This window comes from Ruminococcus sp. SR1/5 (assembly GCF_000209835.1).
In the GTDB taxonomy this organism is placed as follows: domain Bacteria; phylum Bacillota; class Clostridia; order Lachnospirales; family Lachnospiraceae; genus Blautia_A; species Blautia_A fusiformis.
On sequence record NC_021014.1, the window covers coordinates 1,272,812 to 1,292,413 of the forward strand.

Sequence of the window (19,602 nt, forward strand, 5' to 3'; positions counted from 1 at the left end):
GGGAGAAGCAAAAAAGCAATACAGTAAAAGCAAGGGAGGTTTTTAACCAATATGCAGATCATACATGAAAATGAATACGAAGAAACCATGAAAAATATCGTAACGCCATATCTTCTGTCTCACAGAAGGGAACTTTATGTACCGGGTGCGGATTATCCGTTTCGTAACGAAAGCAAACGGATCACAGGTAAGATCCATATGCTGCAGTATCTGTCTGATATTGATATGCCTAAAGGTGTGGTAGTCATCAGCCACGGATTCACAGAATCAGCAGTAAAATATGATGAAGTGGCCTATTATTTTCTTAAGGAAGGCTATCATGTATATATTCCGGAGCATTGCGGTCATGGCCGCAGCTATCGTCTTACCGCAGACCCGTCTCTGGTCCACATCGATACATGGAGAAGATATATCCGCGATTTTCTGAAAGCATGCCGCTACATAAAGAAAGCACATCCGGATCTGTCACTTAACTTGTATGCACATTCCATGGGTGGTGCCATCGGTGGTATTGCTGCAGCTTGGGAGCCGGACTGGTTTCACAAGGTGATCCTTTCTTCTCCGATGATCCGTCCTCTTACAGATAATGTTCCGTGGCCGGCAGCCACCGGCATAGCTCTGGAGAAATGCATTTTCGGAAAAGATGAGGAATATGTAGCTGGCCGAAAGCCTTACGATGGCAGCGGTTCTTTTGAGACAAGCTCCGCAACATCAAAACCAAGATACGAGCGATACAAAAATCTCCGTGCAGAACATAAGGAGCTCCAGACCTGGTCTCCATCCTACGGCTGGCTCTGGGCTTCTGCGGAAATGAGCTGGTATCTGCGTCTCTACGGATGGAAAAAATATACGGCACCAATGCTGCTCATTCAGGCCCAGACTGAAGATCTGGTGTCTGTCCGTGCCCTGAAAAATTTTGCCGGAAAGATCAATCGCCAGGGAAAAACAAGCTGTGATTATATCCATATGATCGGAACAAAGCATGAGATCTATGGAAGCAGAGGTAAGATCCTGGAGAAATACTGGGGATATATATTTACATTCCTGGACGATACGGAAAATGATATTGATCACAGATAAGTATTTTTACTACATGTGTATCACATATTTAACAACAGGATTGGTAGCTTTTATTCACTTCCTTTCTTTATCATAGTAAAATTATAAAGCTTTTCTCTTATACATTCGACAAAAAATGTGATATAATCTAACGAATCGTCTTTTTGTACAGACAAACGTACAATCCAAAAAGACAAAATTAAATAAGGGAAGGATTATAGAATGTTATCTGTTATTGAATCAGTGAATGCTGCCGTAAACAATTTTATCTGGGGCGTTCCTGCGATGATCTGTATTATTGGTGTAGGTCTTTATTTAAGTATCCGCACGAATTTTCTCCAGATTCGGAAATTTCCCTATGCCATCAGGGTCACTATCGGACGTATGCTTCGGAAAAGAGAAGCTTCCGATGGAAGTCTGACACCGTTTCAGGCTGTTTGTACGGCGTTAGCTGCTACCGTGGGAACGGGAAATATTGCAGGTGTGGCAGGTGCTATTGCCATCGGAGGACCGGGAGCCGTATTCTGGATGTGGATTTCCGCACTTCTTGGAATGTGTACAAAGTTTTCAGAAGTAACACTTGCGGTACATTTCCGCGAAACCAATGCCAACGGAGATCTGGTTGGAGGACCAATGTATTACATTAAGAATGGTCTAAAAAAACACTGGCACTGGCTGGCATATCTGTTTTCCGCTTTTGGTGTGCTTACTGTTTTCGGAACCGGAAATGCAACCCAGGTTAATACCATTACAACAGCTATTGATTCTGCACTGATCAATTACAATGTGATCGCTGCAGATAATACTTCTACGGTAAACCTTGTTATGGGGATCATCCTTGCGATCCTTGTGGCAATGATCCTACTTGGCGGAATCAAAAGGATCGGCCAGGTTACAGAAAAGCTGGTACCGTTTATGGCATTGTTTTATATTATTCTTGCCGTCGGTGTAGTTATCATCAACTGGAAAAATGTTCCGGGTGTTTTCAGCGCTATCATCAGAGGAGCATTTAATCCGGCATCTGTGACAGGTGGCGTAGTAGGAAGCTTTTTCATGAGTATGAAAAAAGGTGTTTCCAGAGGTATTTTTTCCAATGAGGCAGGTCTTGGTACCGGTTCCATCGCACATGCCTGTGCAGACACCAGAAAACCTGTAAAACAGGGATTTTTCGGGATCTTTGAGGTATTCACGGACACGATTGTGATCTGTACGCTGACAGCGCTTGTCATCCTCTGCAGCGGGGTGCCGGTTGGTTATGGCGCAGCAGCAGGAGCGGAGCTTACCATCAGCGGTTTTACCAGTACATACGGAAACTGGGTTTCCATCTTTACAGCAGTTGCCATGTGCTGCTTCGCATTTTCCACTATCATTGGATGGGGACTTTACGGAGCCAGATGTGCGGAGTTCCTTTTTAAGGAAAAAGCTATCAGACCTTTTATGGTACTGTACTCTCTGGTAGCGATCATCGGCGCAACTGTTGACCTTGGACTTCTCTGGAGTATCGCAGAGACCTTCAACGGTCTGATGGCGATCCCTAACCTGATCGCAGTATTCCTGCTTTCCGGTGTGGTTGTAAAGCTTGTGAAGGAGTACTTCGCCGGAGAAGGAAAGAACGCCTGAAGGAGTTTTTGAAAAAAACTTGACTATCAAAACAAACAGAGTTAGAATTGGTTTAACTCATTAAAGAGTTAACACATAACAGAAGTAAATTCCATGAAGGGAATCAGTAAAGACAGAGGAACCGTCTTCAGAGAGCTGTGACTGGTGTGATACAGCGTCGGAACTGCCTTGAATATCATCCCTGAGAAGGAAAGCCGAAAGTTTCAGACAAGTAAGTAGGTTTTCACGGGTGCTTCCCGTTACAGAAGTCGCGTATGCCGGTACGTTGCAGAATCGTGCTTGTTTCAATGGAGAAACAGGGTGGTTGCGGAATTTTATATCCGTCCCTGAAAGGGGACGGATTTTTTTTATCCAAAACATTTTAAACCACGCGGTAAGGATCTGAAACCGGAAAAATATACAAAAGGGGAAAGAGTATGAAAGTGTACAAAAAACTCATGAACGCACTTGCAGCAGTAGAAAAAATCGTACTGGTCATTTCCACACTGCTGATCCTTGTGCTGACTGTGGGAAATGTATTTTCCCGTAAGGTCATCCATCGCTCATGGTCTTTTACAGAAGAGCTTGTTGTAGCGGTGTTTGTTCTCATCACACTTCTGGCAGCAGCACTTGCCTGCCGTGAAAAAGGAGGACTGGTAAGTCTGACACTGGTTACGGACCGTCTTCCGAAAAAACTGGAAAAACCATCTGTGATCCTGATCACGGTCCTGAGCATTGTTTTTTCCGCAATTTTATTTAAATATGGAATGGACAAAGTTCTTACACAGCTGGCAAACGGCAAGAGAACTTTCGTATTGAACTGGCCGGAGTGGATCTTCTGGTCCTTCGTGCCGATCGGAGCAGGCTGTATGATCCTTCATTTTATTGAGTACTGCCTCGACTTCTGCCTGAAAAAAGATGATGAAAAGGAGGACAAATAAATGATCAGTGCAATCTTATTTATCTCCTTCTTTGTTTTCCTGATCCTGGGACTTCCCATTGCGATCTGCTTAGGTCTGTCATCTGTATGTGCCATCCTTTATTCCGGTACATCTCTGACGATCGTAGCTACAAATATGTACTCCGGAATCAGTAAATTCCTGCTTCTTGCTATCCCGTTCTTTGTTCTGTCTGGAAACATTATGGCAAAAGCCGGTATTTCCAAACGACTGATCAACTTCGTAGATACCTGCGTAGGACATAAAAAGGGCGGTATCGCCATTGTATGTGTTATCGTAGCCTGCTTCTTCGGAGCGATCTCCGGTTCCGGTCCTGCAACGGTTGCGGCACTTGGAGCAGTTCTGATCCCGGCTATGGTTGAGCAGGGAGGTTTCTCCGCACCGTTTTCCACGGCATTGATGGCAACCTCCAGTTCCATCGCCATTGTCATACCGCCGAGTATCGCATTCGTTGTATACGCTTCTATTACAGGTGTATCTATTGCAGATATGTTTATGGCTGGTATCGTTCCGGGACTTCTGATGGGTGTTGCTCTTGTGATCATCGTTATGATCGAGGCAAAGAAACATAACATTCAGCCATCCCGTGAAAAAGCTTCCGCAAAAGAGCGCTGGGATACATTTAAAGATGCATTCTGGGGATTCCTGATGCCGGTTATCATCCTCGGGGGAATTTACGGTGGTATCTTTACACCAACTGAGGCTGCAGCCGTATCTGTTGTTTACGGTCTGTTTGTTGGTATGGTGATCTACCGTGAGGTTAAGCTCAAAGATCTGTTTGACATTCTTGTGGATTCTGCAAAGACAACCGGTGGAATCATGCTGATCGTAGCGAGTGCTTCCCTGTTCTCTTTTGTATGTACCAAGTTTGGTATTGCAAATGCGGCATCTGAGCTTCTTGCCGGCATTGCACATAATCAGTTTACCTTCCTTCTGATCGTAAACATCATTTTCCTGATCGCAGGATGCTTCATTGATGCAAACTCTGCGATGTACATTTTTATACCGATCATGCTTCCGGTATGTAAGGCTCTGGGCTATGATGTGGTAGCATTCGGTGTTATGGCAACAGTTAACCTTGCGATCGGACAGGTAACACCTCCGGTAGGTGTAAATCTTTTCGTTGCCATCAGTATCAAGATCAAAAAAGGTCTGGAGGTTACTCTTCAGCAGATCTCCAGAGCAGTTATGCCGATGATCGCTGCATCCGTTGCAGTTCTTCTGATCATCACTTATATTCCGGCTGTTTCCACAGCTCTTCCGAAGGCTCTTGCAAAAGAGGGTTCCTATACAGGAGACCAGTCTTCTGACACAGAAAGCCAGAGTTCCAAGGATTCCGGAGACGGAAGTGATTCCTTTAATACCATCGCGGATTACAGTGATCTTGACTGGCCGGAGATGACATGGAACTTTGCATGCTCTACAACTGAAACAAGTACCTGGGCTGACGGAGGACGTAAGTTTGGTGAGCTTATGGAAAAAGCAACCGGCGGAAAAGTCAAGGTTAATATTTACGCAGCAGATCAGCTGACAAACGGAAATCAGTCCGAGGGAATCCAGGCACTGATGAACGGAGATCCGGTACAGATCTCCATGCATTCCAATCTGATCTATTCTGCATTTGACCCGAGATTCAATGTAGTATCCCTGCCGTTTATCTATGATTCCTACGATGACGCGGATGCAAAATTTGACGGTGAGGCCGGAGAAAAGCTGAAAGAGATCCTTGGTGAGTACGGACTTCATTGTATGGGAATCGCAGAGAATGGTTTCCGTGAGCTGACAAACAGCAAGCATGAAGTAAAAACAGTAGACGACATGAAGAACCTGAAGGTTCGTGTGGCCGGTTCCAACCTTCTTATGGAATGCTATAAGAGATGGGGGGCAGATGCCACAAATATGAACTGGTCTGAGACATACACAGCACTTCAGCAGAATACGGTAGAGGGTGAGGAGAACCCGTTGCCTGCGATCGACGCAGCCAGTGTACAGGAGGTACAGCCGTACTGCTCCATGTGGGATGCAATCTATGATTGTCTGTTCTTCTGTATCAACCAGGATATCTATGACAGCCTGACACCGGAACAGCAGCAGGTTGTTGATGAGGCAGGCCAGAAGGCTGTTGAGTATGAGCGTTATATCAACCGTTCCGGCGACGAGGAGATCATGAGCCGCTGGGAGAAGAGCAACGGTGTGACCTTTACAAAGAAAGAGGATATGGATATCGATTCCTTCAAGAAAGCAGTAGACGGAATCGACGACTGGTTTGTAAAGGAGCTTAAGAGTGAAGGCTATGACGATGCACAGGATCTTGTAGATCTGTTTACAGAGGATTCGGTAGATACCGTGGAGGATTACAGTGATCTGAACTGGCCTGAGACAACCTGGAACTTTGCATGCTCCACAACGGAGACAAGTACCTGGGCTGATGGAGGACGTAAGTTCGGTGAACTCATGGAAAAGGCTACCGGAGGAAAGGTCAAGGTTAACATTTACGCAGCGGATCAGCTGACAAACGGAAATCAGTCCGAGGGAATCCAGGCATTGATGAACGGAGACCCGGTACAGATCTCCATGCATTCCAATCTGATCTATTCTGCATTTGATCCACGCTTCAATGTGGTATCCCTGCCGTTCATCTATGATTCCTATGATGATGCAGATGCGAAGTTTGACGGAGAGGCCGGAGACAAGCTGAAGGAGATCCTTAACGGCTACGGACTTCACTGCATGGGTATTGCAGAGAACGGATTCCGTGAGTTGACAAACAGCAAGCATGAGGTAAAATCTGTAGATGATATGAAGAATCTGAAGGTTCGTGTAGCCGGCTCTAATCTCCTTATGGAGTGTTATAAGAGATGGGGGGCAGATGCTACAAATATGAACTGGTCCGAGACCTACACAGCACTTCAGCAGAATACGGTAGAGGGCGAGGAGAATCCGTTGCCCGCCATCGATGCAGCCAGTGTACAGGAGGTACAGCCATATTGCTCCATGTGGGATGCAATCTATGACTGCCTGTTCTTCTGCATCAACCAGGATATTTATGATGCGCTGACACCGGAGCAGCAGGCTGTTGTTGACGAGTGTGGTCAGAAAGCTGTTGAGTATGAGCGTTACATCAACCGTTCCAGTGATGATGAGATCAAAGCACGCTGGGCAGACAAAAACGGTGTGACCTTCACAGAGAAAAAGGACATGGATATCGATTCCTTTAAGAAAGCAGTAGACGGTGTAGATGACTGGTTTGTTCAGGAACTGAAAAAACAGGGCTATAATGATGGTCAGGATCTGGTAGATCTGTTTACAAAGTAATCTTCATATATGTTTATAAAAAGATAAAATAGCCGGAAAGAGGCAGTTCTGAGAGGATTTTTCGGGACCGCCTCTTTTCTTTGCGGAAAAAAGATTATATACTGATAGCAGTCCGACATTTGTCGGGCAGGAGATTATTGAAATATGACCGGAACATAAGTAAAGCATATATTCGCATTTATTTTACTGTATGCTCCGGAGAGTTGATAAGGTAAAGGAAGAAATATGATAAAGATCGATCTGATAACTGGATTTCTCGGATCCGGAAAGACAACATTTATAAAAAAATATGCCTCCTATCTTCTGAAAAAAGGCATGAACATCGGGATCCTGGAAAATGATTTCGGGGCAGTGAATGTGGATATGATGCTGCTTCAGGATCTAATGGGAGACAATTGTGAGCTGGAGATGGTTTCCGGGGGCTGTGATGCGGACTGTCACAGACGGCGATTTAAGACAAAGCTGATCGCCATGGGAATGTGCGGTTACGACCGTGTCATCGTAGAACCATCCGGAATCTTTGATGTGGATGAGTTCTTTGACGCCCTCCATGAGGAACCGTTGGATAAATGGTATGAGATCGGAAATGTGATCGCCATTGTGGATGCGAAGCTGGCAGAGGATCTTTCTGCGGAAGCGGATTATCTGCTGGCTTCCGAGGTGGCAGATGCAGGCTATGTATTACTGAGCAGGAGCCAGGAAGCCACGGTGGAAGAGATCAGCAGCACAAAAGAGCATCTCAACCGTGCACTTGGCCAGATTCAGTGCAGGCGCCGTCTGGACAGTGAGATTCTCACCGGAAACTGGGATGATCTCACAGACACAGACCTGGAAAAGATCCTGGATTGCGGGTATGTGGCAGAGGATTACGTGAAGGAATCCTATGCGGAAGGCGGCGGATTTGATTCTCTGTTTTTTATGAACGTTCATAAAAGCGAGGAGGAACTTCATGAAACTGCAGAAAGGATCCTGAATGATCCATCTTGCGGAGATGTTTTTCGCGTAAAAGGTTTTCTCAGAAAAGAAGATGGACAATGGCTGGAGCTGAATGCTACCCGCCATGAGATCTGCATCCGGCCGGCAAAGCTGGGACAGGAGATCATGATCGTTATTGGGGAGAAACTGAATAAAGAGGTAATTGATGGATACTGGAAATAATACTGCAGGAAAAACAGCACCGGAGAGATATGTCTCAGAGAAGGCCTTTGAAGAGCTGCCAGATACCTTTCAGAAGCTAGCAGAGCTGCTTGGAGAAGATCAGTTTGAACTGGTGGCAGTGAATGATGAGAAAGATCCGCAGGATCAGAAAGCAGCTTCAGAAAGTGCTTTTTCGGAAGCAATTGCGGAAAAGTCCGATGACAATATGTACAGAGTGGATTCTTATGTAAAAAACGGCGAAATCCGTCTTGTGTATCTTATGAATGATGCGGTAGAAAGCTTTCTTGTTTTTGGAAATGCCCGTATGACAGGTGTATACAAACCGGATTACGAGGGCGAGATCCTGGCAGATTTAAGCCGGCAGGGCAGAGAATACATCCTTGTGGTTCACCAGGATGATTCGGTGGTGACTTTGTTTTTTGAAACCCTGTCTCTGGAAAAACATCTCTACGATTACAGCCGGATCGGTCATTTCTGGGTAGAAGGGTATGAATACTTACGGCAGCTGGAATATCGGCTGGCGATCCTCCGCGACAAATATGATTATATAGGCGGGGACAGCTGCAACGCTCTGGAGGAGAAGCTTTCTGCACTGGTGGAATTTCCGCCATTGAATTACTGCTGTTATCCGGCTGTTCCGGAAAAGTATATTGTTCCCAGGGAAAATCCGTGGATTCCCTCGGAAAAGGCATTTGAGGTAATGGGAGAGATCGCAAGGCAGGCAGGAGACCGTACCTTTGTCAGGTGGCTTGAAATTTACCGGAAACTTCGGTTTAAATGGGTAGCACGGAAACTGGCAGGAATGCTTCACCGTACAAAACACATCCAGGTAACGATGTGCCTTTCTGAAAAGCTGCGGGAAGCTTCATCCGGATATGGGAATCGTTCTTTTGGAAAAGAAGCCGATGAAGAACTTAGAGTTCTTACAGAAAAAGCCAGGACAAAGCAGGCAGAGCTGAACGAGCAGGGTATGGGATCCGAAGTACTCAGGGAAGAACCGTTTACCATTGCCAGAGATTCTCTGGGATTTAAGGTTTATCTCATGAAATGGAACAAAGGAAGAAAAGACTGTACCGTTGAAATTGAAGAAATATGACGAAATATATATAGATCCGTAGAGAATATCTGTGAAGTGTTTTTGCCCGGCAGGGATTGCTTTTTTAAAAACACTGGGGTATAATCTAACGGAAAGAGTTAAGAACAGCCCTTTAATAAGAAAGGAGATTTTTAAAATGAAAGTAACACATATTACAGATATTGATAAATTTTTTGAGGTAATTGACAGCTGCAAGGGTAGAGTAGAGCTTGTAACAGGAGAGGGAGACAGATTGAACCTGAAATCCAAACTTTCCCAGTATGTATCTCTTGCAAACATCTTTTCCGCTGGTGAGATCCCGGAGCTTGAGATCGTTGCAGCAGAGAAAGAGGATATCGACAAGCTTATGAACTTTATGATCAACGGCTGATAGGAAGAACGATTTTCAGGGATGTGAGCTTTTCACATCCCTCTATTAATCTGAATATAAAGCAGAATAGGAATGTCTGTTTTGTAAAATGGATATAATGACAGCAGATACAGAAACAGGTATTTTTTTCTCTGTCATCATGAGCATAACAGGATACAACCAGGGGGTATAATACTTCCTGGTCAAACTACGTTAAAAGGAGTGTATACAAAATGGTTAAAATTGATATTATCTCCGGTTTCCTTGGCGCCGGAAAAACAACTCTGATCAAAAAGCTTCTGAAGGATGGATTTCAGGGTGAGCAGGTAGTGCTGATCGAGAACGAGTTCGGTGAGATCGGTATTGACGGCGGCTTCCTGAAAGAGGCAGGGATCCAGATCCGTGAGATGAACTCCGGATGTATCTGCTGCTCTCTGGTAGGAGATTTCGGAACCTCTCTGAAAGAGGTTGTTACCAAATATGATCCGGACAGGATCCTGATCGAGCCATCAGGAGTTGGTAAGCTTTCTGACGTTATCAAGGCTGTACAGGGTGTTCAGGACGAGGTTGACATTAAACTGAACAGCTATACAACTGTTGTTGATGCAAAAAAATGCAAAATGTATATGAAGAACTTCGGTGAGTTCTTTGATAATCAGATCCAGTATGCAGGTGCTATCATCATGAGCCGTACTGATATTGCAAGTGAGAAAAAGGTTCAGGAGTCCCTGGAGCTTCTCCGCAGCCTGAATAAGGATGCTGCTATCATTACAACTCCGATCGAGAATCTTGACGGTAAGAAGCTGGTAGAGGTTATGGAGCATCCGGTATCCCTGGAGCAGGAGATGCTTGAGGAGGAGCATGAGCATCATCATCACCACGACGGAGAGTGTGGCTGCGGCCATGATCATGAAGAGCATGAGCATCACCATCACCACGACGGAGAGTGCGGCTGTGGCCATGATCATGAAGAGCATGAGCATCACCATCACCATGACGGAGAGTGCGGCTGCGGCCATGATCATGAAGAGCATGAGCATCACCATCACCACGACGGAGAGTGTGGCTGTGGACATGACCACCACCATCATCATGCAGATGAGGTCTTCACAAGCTGGGGCCGTGAGACTATTAAAAAATATACACGTGAGGGACTTGAGAAGATCCTTGAGGCACTTTCCGAGTCTGATAAATACGGTATCATCCTCCGTGCAAAGGGAATGCTTCCAGCAGAAGACGGAACATGGATCTATTTTGATATGGTTCCGGAAGAAACTGAGATCCGTGAGGGTGCACCGGAATATACAGGCCGTCTGTGCGTGATCGGTTCTAAGCTTGACGAGCATGCACTGGAGGAGCTTTTCGGGATCGCATAAAGCATATGATAAAATAAATGTTCGTTTTGACGCAAAGCCAAAGCGGAATACAGATATAGATTGTTACAGAAAGGAAACAGATACTGTACATTAAATTGTACAGTATCTGATAGGATGGATTTATGGAAGAGACCAGAGTACCCGTTTATCTGATCACAGGTTTTCTGGAAAGCGGCAAGACCTCTTTCCTGAGCTTTACCCTGCAGCAGGATTACTTTCAGATCGATGGAAAAACACTGCTGATCCTTTGCGAAGAGGGTGAGGAAGAATATGATGAGGAAGCACTGAAACAGTGCAATACCGTTGTGGAGAGCATTGACAGCGAGGAAGAGCTTACACCGGAACGACTTGCGGCAATGGAGATCTTGCATCAGCCGGAGCGGGTGATCATTGAGTATAATGGCATGTGGCTGGTAAGTAAATTCGAAGAAATGGAAAAACCGGAAGGCTGGGGCGTGGAGCAACATATCACCTGTGTGGATGCAAGCACATTCCAAGTCTATATGGCGAATATGAAGTCCCTTTTTATGGACATGGTCCGCAATGCGGATATGGTTATCTTTAACCGCTGCCAGGAGAACGACCCGCTTCCTTCTTACAGAAGAAGCATCAAGGTGGTGAACCAGCGTGCGGAGATTATCTTTGAGGATGAAGAGGGCGAGCTTGGTGATCTTTTTGAGGATGAGATGCCATTTGATATTGATGCGCCGGTGATCGATATCCTTCCGGAGGATTATGGTATCTGGTTTGTGGATTCCATGGATCATCCGGACTGTTATGTCGGAAAAACCGTTCACTTTAAAGCACGTGCCCTGAAGCCGCGTGGAATGGGAAGCAAATTCTTTGTTCCCGGAAGAACAGCCATGACATGCTGTGCAGATGATACCACATTCCTTGGTTACATCTGCAAGAGCGCTTTTGCTCCGAAGATCGCAGAAGGCCAGTGGGTGGATGTTACTGCGAAGGTTGCGTTTGAGAAGAGAATGGAATATCAGGGAGAGGGAATCGTACTTTACGCAGAGCATGTAGAAGTTTGTGAGCCACTTGCTGATGAGATGGTATATTTCAACTGATACGATCAGAGCATTTGTATGCCTTAAGGCATAAGAAGGCTGACATTGAAACAGGTGAATTACAGCTGAGGAGTTTTTATGTATTTAATTGCAGGTTTGGGAAATCCGGGAAAGCAGTATGAGGCTACACGCCACAATATGGGCTTTGACACCGTTGACTGTCTTGTGGAGAAGCATAATATCCCGCAGGGCGGCGTAAAATTTAATGCCATGTATGGAAAAGGTATCATCGGCGGTGAAAAAGCTATTCTGATGAAACCGCTTTCCTATATGAATTTAAGCGGCGGTCCGATCCAGGAGATGTCCGGCTATTTCAAGATCGATCCGGAGACAGAGCTGATCGTGATCTACGATGATATCGATCTGGAGCCTGGGCAGCTTCGTATCCGCAAAAAGGGCAGTGCGGGCGGACATAACGGGATCAAGGATATCATCCGCCGCCTTGGAACTGAAAAATTTATCCGTATCCGTGTTGGTGTCGGTGCGAAACCGAAAGACTGGGATCTGGCAGATTTTGTGCTGGGTCATTTTTCGGACAGTGACCGCAAGCTTGTGGATGAAGGGATCAATGATGCGGCAGAGGCTGTGGAGATGATCCTGTCCGAGGGCGTAGATGCGGCGATGAATAAATATAACAGGAAAAAGCCTAAGAATTGAGGTTTGTATGGAAGCATTTTTGCATCCTCTGCAGGGTCTTGCAGAGTTTGAGGAAATAAAAAAGCGCTGTGGCGCAAACTGCGGAATTCTTAATGTTTCCGGATGCATGGAGTCCCAGAAGGTCCATCTGATGTATGGACTTTCCGGGCTTTTTCCATATCATCTGATCCTTGCGGATGATGAGCGCAACGCAAAGGAAATCTATGAGGATTACCGATTCTATGACAAAAATGTATATTTTTATCCGGCAAAGGATCTTCTGTTTTTTCAGGCAGATATACACGGAAATCTTCTGATCCGGCAGCGGATGCGTGTGATCCGGGCACTTCTGGAACAGGAAGAAGTGACCGTTGTTACCAGCATTGACGGATGTATGGATTTCCTGATGCCGCTGGAAAAGATTAGAAGCAGACTTCTTCATTTTAAAAGTGACAGTGTGATCGATCTGGATCAGTTGAAGGAAGAGCTGGTAGAGCTGGGGTATGAACGCACCGGTCAGGTAGAGCTTCCGGGGCAGTTTTCTGTGCGTGGAGGAATCATTGATATCTATCCGCTGACAGAGGATAATCCTTGGCGTATCGAACTGTGGGATGATGAGGTGGATTCTATCCGGAGCTTTGATGCGGAAAGTCAGAGATCTCTGGAAAATGTAGATGAAATTACGATTTATCCGGCCGCAGAAAAGATGGACGGAGAAGATATGGTATCCTTTCTGGATTATTTTCCGGAAGAAAAAACACTGGTGTTTCTGGATGAACTGAACCACCTGGCAGAAAACGGCGAGGGTGTGGAGGAAGAGTACCGTCAGAGTCGTATGCACAGAGAGGAAAAAGGCGAGGCAAATCTTCCGGAGCAGTGGCTATGTGGCTTTCAGGAACTGCAGAAGAAGCTGAACAGACGGAATTGTGTGGCTGTATCCGCACTTTCTCCCAGACGTTCCGGATGGAAGATCAATGAGGAATTTGATCTTACGGTGAAGTCTGTAGATTCTTATAACAGCAGCTTTGAACTTCTGGTAAAGGATCTCCTTCAGTATAAGAGTCAGGGATACCGGATCGCATTGCTCTCCGGTTCCAGGACCAGGGCGGAGCGTCTGGCAAAGGATCTTTCAGAGGAAGGACTGAATGCTTTTTACAGCCAGGACATGGATCGTATCATCAGTCCCGGGGAGATCATGGTTGTCTATGGTCACGCAAGACGTGGCTTCCAGTATCCGCTAATCAAATTTGCAGTGATGACGGAAACCGATATTTTCGGCAAAGAGCAGAAAAAGCGTAAAAAAAGAAAAAGTACAGCGGAAACAGGATCCAGGATTTTGCAGAGCTTTCCATTGGTGATCTTGTTGTTCATGAAAAGCACGGACTGGGTATTTACCGTGGAATCGAAAAGGTAGAGGTTGACCGTGTTGTGAAGGATTACATCAAGATCGAATACCGGGGCGGCAGTAATCTCTATATCCTGGCAACCCAGCTGGATGCTTTGCAGAAATATTCAGGATCCTCCGAAAATGCAAAAACGCCTAAGCTGAACAAGCTTGGCGGTCAGGAGTGGAATAAGACCAAGAGCCGTGTTAAGGGTGCGGTAAAAAATATCGCAAAAGAGCTGGTAGAGCTTTATGCAGTCCGCCAGGAGAAAGAGGGGTATGTCTGCGGACCGGATACCGTATGGCAGAAGGAATTTGAGGAGATGTTTCCCTATGAGGAGACAGAGGATCAGCTGGCAGCCATTGAGGATACCAAGAGAGATATGGAAAGCACTAGGATCATGGACCGTCTTGTGTGTGGTGACGTTGGTTACGGAAAGACGGAGGTGGCTTTAAGAGCTGCGTTTAAGGCAGTACAGGAAAGCCGGCAGGTGGTTTATCTGGTCCCTACTACCATTCTTGCCCAGCAGCATTACAATACCTTTGTACAGCGTATGAAAGAATTTCCGGTGAAGGTGGAGCTTCTCTGCCGTTTCCGGACATCTGCCCAGCAGAAAAAGACCATCGAAGGGATCAAAAAGGGGCAGGTAGATATTGTGATCGGCACCCACAGAGTTCTTTCAAAAGATGTGGAATTTAAAAATCTTGGACTTCTGATCATTGATGAGGAGCAGCGCTTTGGTGTTACTCACAAGGAGAAGATCAAGCAGATGAAAAAAGATGTGGATGTACTGACGCTGACGGCAACGCCGATTCCGAGAACTCTTCATATGAGTCTCATCGGTATCCGTGATATGAGCGTTCTGGAAGAGCCGCCGATGGATCGTGTGCCGATCCAGACATACGTTATGGAGTACGATGAGGAGACTGTTCGGGAAGCCATCCGCAGGGAGCTTCGCCGGGGGGGACAGGTGTATTACGTATATAATCGAGTCAATGACATTGCCGAAGTAGCCCTTCGGATATCCAGACTTGTGCCGGAGGCCAGAGTGGATTTTGCACATGGACAGATGAGTCAGAGGGAACTGGAGCAGGTAATGTATGATTTTATCAATGGAGATGTGGATGTACTGGTTTCCACCACTATTATTGAGACAGGACTGGATATTTCCAACGTAAACACTATGATCATCCATGATTCGGACAGATATGGCCTTTCCCAGCTTTATCAGCTCCGTGGGCGTGTAGGACGTTCCAACAGGACTGCTTATGCATTCCTGATGTATACCAAAAACAAGATGCTCCAGGAGACCGCGGAGAAACGGCTCAGCGCCATGCGGGAGTATTCAGACCTTGGAAGCGGTTTTAAGATAGCTATGAAGGATCTGGAGCTTCGTGGAGCAGGAAATCTTCTCGGTGCTCAGCAGCACGGGCATATGAACGCAGTTGGTTATGACCTTTACTGCAAGATGCTCAGTGAGGCTGTCAAGGAGGCAAAGGGAATCCGGACTATGGATGATTTTGAGACGACCATTGATCTCAATATTGATGCATTTATCCCGGATTCCTATATCGGCAACGAGTTCCAGAAGCTGGATATTTATAAGCGTATTGCCGGTATTGAAAGCCAGCAGGAATATGACGATATGCTGGAGGAGCTGATCGACCGTTTTGGCGAGCCGACAAAAGCTGTGCTGAATCTTCTTGCCATTGCAAGACTGAAGGCTCTTGCCCATCAGGGATATGTGACGGAGATCAAGCAGCTTGGAAAAGATGTCCGGATCACGCTCTATGAAAAGGCCAAGCTGGATCCCGCAGGTATCCCGGCTATTATGGCGCAGTACCGGAGAGGTTTGCAGTTTAAGGCTGATCATGAGCCGAAATTTATCCTGACACCACAGGGAAGGCTGATCGAAGAGCTGATGAAGTTTGCGGGGGAGCTGGCAAAACTGGCAGAGCCGCTGGAGTAAAGGGAAGAATCAGCTAAGCTTAGGGTTATCCACGGGAAAAAACATCCGGTTTGTGGATACCGGATATTTTCCCGGAAAGACTTGTGGATAATTTGTGAAATGTCGTGTAAGTTCGTGAAATTCCTTGCTCTTAAAGGTGAAAACGTTTATAATCAAGTATTATGGAATAAGAGCCGGACCGTGATTCTTATGGACGGATAGATGGAGGATGAAATGAGAAATTCAGTAAAGAAAGCGGCAGTTACTGCTCTTGTCTGCGTTACAGCGGCAGGAATGATGGCAGGCTGCGGAAATAAAAAACTCGATGGTACAAAGATCGCAGTGACAGTCAATAAGCAGGAAATCCCGTTTGGCGTTGTAAGTTTGGCAGCACGTATGCAGCAGGCACAGGCTGAGGCAATGTACAAGATGTATCTTGGCGGTGGAAGCGATATGTCTATCTGGAGTACCAAAATGGATGATGATTCCGATGAGACTTACGGTGAAAATGCGGTAACAACTTCTGTTGAAACTGTTGAAAAGATGTGTCTGGAGAAAGAACACGCTTCCGAGTATGATGTTGAAATCACAGATGATGAGCAGAAGGCTCTTGAGGAAGCTGCCAAGAACTTTATGGCTGCCAATTCCGATGAGACAATTGCAGAGCTTGCGGTTGATGAAGATATGGTGAAGACTTTCCTCGAGCTTGAAACATACGATGTGAAGATGAAGGATGCCATTGAAGCCAAAGCGGACGTGAAACTGGATGAGAAAGAATATCAGCAGATGTCCTTCAGCTATGCAAGTGCAAAGGTCAGCGGAGATGATCTTTCCGATGATGATATCAAGAAGAATAAAGAGAATCTTCAGAAGTTCTATGACAAGGTTAAAGAGGATCCGGCTGCAGATTTCAATACTCTTGGAGATAAGATCTCCGAGGATATGACCGCAACAACCGGAACATGCCCTACCTATGAGGAAGGTGATGACAGTGCTGCCAACGGAACTACTTATCCGGATGAGGTTCGTACCGCTTTAAGAAAGCTGGACGAGGGTGCACTGAACGAGGAGATCATAAAGACAGATTCCGTATGGTATGTTGTGAGACTGGATTCCAAGAATGATAAAACTGCAACGGAGAGTAAGAAAGAGTCTCTGACAAACACCAAGAAGGATGATTTCTATAATGATACAACAGATGGCTGGAAGAAGAAAGCTGATATCAAAGAAGAGAAAAAATTGATCAAGAAGATCAAGATCACAGATAATCACAGCTTTACGATCCAGACTCCAACTCCGACACCGGACCCGGATGTAACTGAGACACCGATAGCAGATTCTGCAGAGGCTGAGGCAACCGAGACACCGGCAGCTGAGGAGCAGACCGATGTGACCGAGACACCGGAGACAGAGGGAGATTCTGCAAAGGCTGATGAGGAGACTGCAGATAGTACAGAATCTGAGGCAGCTGCTACACTGGAAGCTGAGAAATAAGATACCATGTTTACAATGGAATGATAAGAGAAAAGACAACGAGCCGTGTACGGATTTATCGTACACGGCTCGTTTTTTGTAATGCTCATGCCTGCTTTACGGATCATCAGATCAGATCGAGATGCTCTAGTGCGTGAAGGATCCCGTCCTTGTCCACTGAGTCTGTCTGGTATGTGCAGTGTTTTTCGATGCCTCCGTAAGCATTTCCCATAGCAACGCTGACTCCGGCAGCTTTCAGCATGGGAAGGTCGTTGGGACTGTCTCCGAATGCATAGCAGTTTTCCTTGGGGATGGAAAGGCGGTCCAGGAGAAATTCCATGCCTGTGGCTTTGCTGGTACCCTTTTGTGTGACTTCCCAGATTCCGTCTCCGTGATCAAAATAGGTGTAATGATCATTACAGAAGCTGCGGAATTTTTCGACATCGGAATCCGGCAGCATATGTACCAGGAATTTGTCATAGGAGTAAGTGCAGGCATCCTCCCGATTGAATTTTGTGATGTCGACCATTGGAATTTCTTTTCGCATTTTGACTCCGAATTCGGACTGGGCCGGAGATATGCCATCATACAGGATCTCAGTGTTGGATTCAAAAATTGCCTCGATCTTGCATTTGCGGAGAAGGTCTACGGTTTCCTTGCACAGAAGATTTGGGACTGTGCGGAAAAAAAGCAATTTGTTGTCCATGTAAATGTGGGTTCCACAGCCGTATATATAGCCATCGAAATGAAGCTCTGAGAGTGCAGAGGGCATCATTACTTTGGTGCGGCCGGTGTTGATGAAAAGAAGATGACCGTTTTCATGGGCTTTTGTGAGGGCGCGGCTGGTGCTCTCCGGAACCTTGAAGGGGTGAGGCGTAAGCAGTGTGCCGTCTATGTCGAAGAACAGGATTTTTTTATCGTTCATAAGGTCTCCTTTAAAATGGGATTTCTTCTTCGGTGTTACTGTTATCAATGTCAGTAATATCATTAACAGGAAGCGGTTCTGCGGATGTATCTTCAACAGAGTTCAGTGTGCTGACACGGATGCCGTTGAGTTCTATTTCACTTTCCATGGGGATCACAAGGCATTTTCGACCATCGATGATGCGGGTTTCTACCAGTTCTGCCCGGTCCGGTGCTACATGGATCACCACGTCAGGGGTTTTGATCTCGAATTTCCGGGTGTTGGTGATGTTGGATGCTACCAGAGCTGATTTTTCTCCTGCGGCAAGCTCATACTGTTCATCGAAGTTCTGGAGCTTTTCGTCTTCTACGCCGCATTCTTCGAAGAGACGTTTGACTTCGGATTTGGTGAGGACAACAGGTTCCGGTTCGTCCTTCTGGGATTCGATGAGATCGTTGAGCTTTTCGTGGATCTCAAGGACTGTGTCGTAGGCACAGTCATCACCAAGGGTTTCTTCCACCAGAGCATTGAAGGAGTCACGCTGGGTTCCGGCAGATAGTGGTGTGGTGCAGCCGAAGACTTCTTCCATCATGGTGGAGCGGAGATTTTCGGCGTTTTTGGTGTAGTAGAGAAGTCCGTGGATATCGGTACTGCGGTCGTTGAACTGTGGGAAAAGGAAGCCCCAGTCAGGCATTTCTACCAGCCAGTCCCGGATACGGTCTTCAATATTGTTTGTCTCTGCATTGTAATGCAGGCCTGCTTTGGAGAGCTTGACCGGGCAGATACTGCAGAGGATGTGATCGTAGATCTCATCGGAAGCGTCGAACATTTCGGCACCGTCGGAGGATTTGCCGGGGATGTCGTAGACTGCGTGGATGAGGATGATGTAGTAGTTTTCACCGTAGTCGTAGTTTTCTATGATTCTGTCGTAGAAGGCTTCGGTGAGGGTGTCGTCGGTGAGTTTGCTTTTGCGGAGTTTCATGAGGAAGTTTTGGGTTCCGCCTTCGGTTTCCTGATCCAGAGGAAATTCCATGTTGATGAGGTTTTTTCCGATGGTGCCGGTGAGGGTTTTTCGGAAGATGTCGAAGTATTTGAAGGTTTCTTCCTCTGATAAGGATAAGAAGGCTTCTTTGAGTTCGGTTTTTTGTTTTTTCACCGTCTACGTAGCAGCCGCAGATGCGGGTGATGGAGCAGCGGTCAGGGGTGAATTGTTTTTTATTTCTGCGATTTCTTTTTGTTCATGTGTGGTTTACCTCGGTTTTTTAATTAGTT

The 19,602-nt window shown here is 46.1% G+C and carries 13 protein-coding genes, 1 pseudogene and 1 other annotated feature; of the genes and pseudogenes, 12 read left to right on the forward strand and 2 right to left on the reverse strand.

Annotated features, from left to right (window positions below):
* Nucleotides 1-51 precede the first annotated feature (51 nt).
* The 12 genes and pseudogenes from CK1_RS06630 (at nt 52) to CK1_RS06685 (ending at nt 17,447) form a co-directional block, all read left to right on the forward strand.
* Nucleotides 52-1,080: an alpha/beta fold hydrolase gene (locus CK1_RS06630; RefSeq protein ID WP_015525502.1), complete on the forward strand. Its 1,029-nt coding sequence runs from the start codon at nt 52-54 to the stop codon at nt 1,078-1,080.
* 201 nt (nt 1,081-1,281) lie between these two features.
* Complete coding sequence (locus tag CK1_RS06635; protein ID WP_015525503.1) at nt 1,282-2,679, forward strand: alanine/glycine:cation symporter family protein; 1,398 nt, start codon at nt 1,282-1,284, stop codon at nt 2,677-2,679.
* Between the two features lie 84 nt (nt 2,680-2,763).
* Nucleotides 2,764-3,010, forward strand: a binding site (T-box leader).
* A gap of 85 nt (nt 3,011-3,095) precedes the next feature.
* On the forward strand, nt 3,096-3,599 hold the full coding sequence (locus CK1_RS06640) for a TRAP transporter small permease (RefSeq protein ID WP_015525504.1): 504 nt from the start codon (nt 3,096-3,098) through the stop codon (nt 3,597-3,599).
* Nucleotides 3,600-6,932 carry a TRAP transporter large permease subunit gene (locus tag CK1_RS06645; RefSeq protein ID WP_015525505.1) on the forward strand — a complete coding sequence of 1,111 codons (3,333 nt, stop codon included), beginning with the start codon at nt 3,600-3,602 and terminating at the stop codon, nt 6,930-6,932.
* A 225-nt stretch (nt 6,933-7,157) separates the two neighbouring features.
* Nucleotides 7,158-8,090 carry a GTP-binding protein gene (locus CK1_RS06650; RefSeq protein ID WP_015525506.1) on the forward strand — a complete coding sequence of 311 codons (933 nt, stop codon included), beginning with the start codon at nt 7,158-7,160 and terminating at the stop codon, nt 8,088-8,090.
* Entirely contained in the window at nt 8,074-9,186 is a 1,113-nt protein-coding gene (locus tag CK1_RS06655) for a DUF3878 family protein (RefSeq protein WP_015525507.1), read from the forward strand. The genes CK1_RS06650 and CK1_RS06655 overlap by 17 nt, the downstream gene beginning before the upstream one ends.
* Nucleotides 9,187-9,322: 136 nt before the next feature.
* Entirely contained in the window at nt 9,323-9,556 is a 234-nt protein-coding gene (locus CK1_RS06660) for a hypothetical protein (protein WP_015525508.1), read from the forward strand.
* A 212-nt stretch (nt 9,557-9,768) separates the two neighbouring features.
* The gene (locus CK1_RS06665) at nt 9,769-10,911 is read left to right on the forward strand and encodes a CobW family GTP-binding protein (protein ID WP_015525509.1); all 1,143 of its coding nucleotides are present in this window, start codon (nt 9,769-9,771) and stop codon (nt 10,909-10,911) included.
* A gap of 122 nt (nt 10,912-11,033) precedes the next feature.
* Nucleotides 11,034-11,984, forward strand: coding sequence for a TIGR03943 family putative permease subunit (locus CK1_RS06670; protein WP_015525510.1), 951 nt, complete (start codon nt 11,034-11,036; stop codon nt 11,982-11,984).
* Nucleotides 11,985-12,062: 78 nt separating this feature from the next.
* On the forward strand, nt 12,063-12,641 hold the full coding sequence (gene pth / locus CK1_RS06675) for an aminoacyl-tRNA hydrolase (RefSeq protein WP_015525511.1): 579 nt from the start codon (nt 12,063-12,065) through the stop codon (nt 12,639-12,641).
* 7 nt (nt 12,642-12,648) lie between these two features.
* A pseudogene (gene mfd, locus CK1_RS06680) lies at nt 12,649-15,974 on the forward strand (transcription-repair coupling factor).
* Nucleotides 15,975-16,187: 213 nt separating this feature from the next.
* Nucleotides 16,188-17,447: a hypothetical protein gene (locus CK1_RS06685; protein ID WP_015525513.1), complete on the forward strand. Its 1,260-nt coding sequence runs from the start codon at nt 16,188-16,190 to the stop codon at nt 17,445-17,447.
* Nucleotides 17,448-17,553: 106 nt separating this feature from the next.
* Here the strand turns inward: CK1_RS06685 and CK1_RS06690 are convergent, their stop codons facing one another.
* Nucleotides 17,554-18,351 carry a Cof-type HAD-IIB family hydrolase gene (locus CK1_RS06690; RefSeq protein ID WP_015525514.1) on the reverse strand — a complete coding sequence of 266 codons (798 nt, stop codon included), beginning with the start codon at nt 18,349-18,351 and terminating at the stop codon, nt 17,554-17,556.
* Nucleotides 18,352-18,361: 10 nt separating this feature from the next.
* The gene (locus tag CK1_RS06695) at nt 18,362-19,486 is read right to left on the reverse strand and encodes a DUF4317 domain-containing protein (protein WP_502685095.1); all 1,125 of its coding nucleotides are present in this window, start codon (nt 19,484-19,486) and stop codon (nt 18,362-18,364) included.
* Nucleotides 19,487-19,602: the final 116 nt, after the last annotated feature.